Origin of the sequence: Bartonella sp. AP57NXGY, assembly GCF_042195805.1 — a bacterium.
Lineage (GTDB): Bacteria > Pseudomonadota > Alphaproteobacteria > Rhizobiales > Rhizobiaceae > Bartonella.
Genome location: NZ_JBHIOZ010000070.1, coordinates 2,737 through 5,566 on the forward strand (window position 1 = coordinate 2,737; position 2,830 = coordinate 5,566).

Genomic DNA, 2,830 nt, shown 5'->3' on the forward strand with positions numbered 1-2,830 from the left:
TTCATATACCCACCACCCTAAGAGACAATCGTTCATAAGGCGCACAAAAAGCCCTCCCTGAATATTTATCCACACGATCAACCAAAAAACACCTCATGTGTAAAGTGTTACATGGGTGCTATAAGCACCTTCCTAAACAAATAATATTTTTTACGCTACACCATGATAACGGCAAAATATGAATACTGTTTTAACCATCACGAATGACCACAATTTTTATCTATCATACTAACGAAATGGCCCCTTTCAGGACAAGCATACTGAAGCAACTCACACAACTAAAAAAATACACAACCATCTTTGTTTATTTTTAGTTTTCTTTTTTATCAACCAAGTGTAAAAAGAATTGAAGAAGATATTTAAAAAAGCTTATCCGATAAATCTGTAAGATGAATCACATAAATGATTAAGCAGAAAAACTCTGAAAAACCAATCTGTCATCAGATTGGCGCTAAAAAGAAACCTCGTTTTTGTAAAGCAGAGAGAAAAGTAAAGGTTAAGATATTTTAGCAATGTAAAAAGATATTCTTTTTAAAAGAAAGCAAACTATAAACAATGGAAGAAGTATTGTGTGTTCTAATCGCAATAAAAACGTACAACCCAATAAAAAAATTAAATCTCATAAAACTAAACAATGTGATCTGCTCATTGCAGGGGGGGCAGCTGTCGGTTTAACCCTAGCGATAGCACTCAAGCAAACAGCCCCTAATCTGAAAATAAAAATCGTTGATGCTGCTCCACAAGGAGATACCCCTGCTTCTAACATACGAACCATTGCCCTTGCTGCTGCTTCTATTCGTATGTTAAAACAATTACAATGTTGGGAATCTATAAAACCCTATGCGCAACCCATTCATTCAATGATCATCACAGATACAAGCACAAATGATCCTGTCAAACCCACTCTTTTAACCTTTGAAGGCGACATTAATCCCGGCGAGCCCTTTGCTGCTATGGTAGAGCATAGAGAACTCATCAACACTTTAAAAAAACGTGTCAAAGATCTCAATATCCCTGTTATTACAAACACCCGTGTCATTGATTTTCATCAAGAAGACCAACATACAACCGTCACTTTAAATAATGAAGAGGTTTGGCAAACAAAATTGCTTATTGCAGCTGATGGAGCCCATTCGAAATTACGCCAAAAAGCAGATCTTAAAAACTTTTCTCATCCCTATAAACAAACAGCAATCATCTGCACAGTTGAACATGAAAAACCCCATAATGGTCAAGCAATTCAACATTTTTTACCTGCCGGTCCTTTTGCTCTTCTCCCTCTCAAAGGCAACCGATCCGCCATTGTGTGGAATGAAGATCATAAAACTGCGCAATATTATCTCAAAGCTGATGCACTTATTTTTGAAACAGAACTCGAAAGACGCATTGGCCATCGATTAGGCAAACTCTCTTGGGATGGCGAACGTCAAGCTTTTCCTTTGAGTCTTTCTTTAACACGTCAATGCGTTAAACCACGTTTTGCTCTCGCTGGCGATGCCGCCCATACCATCCACCCCATTGCAGGACAAGGACTCAATTTAGGATTACGCGATAGCGCTGCGCTGGCTGAAGTGATTATTGAAACAGCACGACTAGGTCTTGACATTGGCTCCCTCACGGCTTTAGAGCGCTATCAAAGCTGGAGACGTTTTGAAATTGTCCGTATGGCTTTAAGCAATGATTGGCTTAATAAACTCTTTTCTAATGATAGCCTTCTTTTACGGATGCTCCGCGATACCGGCCTTGGAATCATTAATCAAGCACCAAAAATAAAAAAATACTTCATTCAAGAAGCTGCCGGACTCTCTCCAAATGCCCCACGTCTTCTACGCGGCTTCCCACTTTAAGCAAAAATTCATACTATTTTACAACCTTTCCCTTCCTCCTTCAAAGAACAAAAAATTCCTATCTCATCCAATCTGTTTACAAACCGGATTCCTGTCGAGTAATTTTTTCTTGACTTCCTCCTCCCATATTTCACTTAACATAAAACTCGACAAGCAAGCTACATTATGAGAGTATTCACTACGCACTGAAAAAAACGTTTAATATCTCAAAGAGGTTGTTGCTTTATATCACCACACCTTAAAAGAAGCCATTTCACGGCATAATAAAATAAACAAGACTTTTTAGCACACAACACTTTTATTTATAATAATAAGTTCATTGTTCTCATATTGAGTGAGAAATCTAAAGATCATAAAATACCCTTATTTCAAATCTCTCTCATGTTGAAGCAATCAAAATCATTCGCTTGCACATCACAAGCGAAAGTGTCGTATAAATAAAACAATTAAACAAAGCGACAAAAGCCTCCCTCTCTCAAGAACTAAGGACTTTAGCAATATTGGAGGCGAGTAAAGTGTATAAGGACGCCGGCTTATACTTTTTATTGAAGTAAAAATGGTGGTGTACAATGAATTTTATATGATCATAGGGGCTTTTACGTTATACTATTCACGAGAAGCGCCATAAAATAAGCTTAGTTGCATTGAAAAATTTTTCTTTTAAAAAAGCGCGTAAATTGGAAACATAAATGTATTCCGTTTGGGGCATTCTGCTTCTCAGACAAACTCTTTAACTTATTGTGGAATACCACACAATTTTAGAAAAAATATTCCGATATATAACAAAGTGTTCCGCACTCTATACCATCACACACAATTGTAAACCTGCATACCCCCCTATTTCACACCATAAAAGAAGATAAACCGCAATAGAAATGATCCAATCCTTTTATTTTCAAATACACTCTTTATTCATTATTCATAAACGCTCATAAATGAATTTTAATCACAAACGCTCAGAAATATGTCATAAATTCTATAAA

At 36.7% G+C, this 2,830-nt stretch carries 1 protein-coding gene; it reads left to right on the plus strand.

The features are described 5' to 3' along the window. Nucleotides 1-569 precede the first annotated feature (569 nt). Nucleotides 570-1,847 (plus strand): ubiquinone biosynthesis hydroxylase, encoded by a 1,278-nt coding sequence (locus ACFIL8_RS06830; RefSeq protein WP_375681261.1) that lies wholly within the window; start codon nt 570-572, stop codon nt 1,845-1,847. Nucleotides 1,848-2,830: the final 983 nt, after the last annotated feature.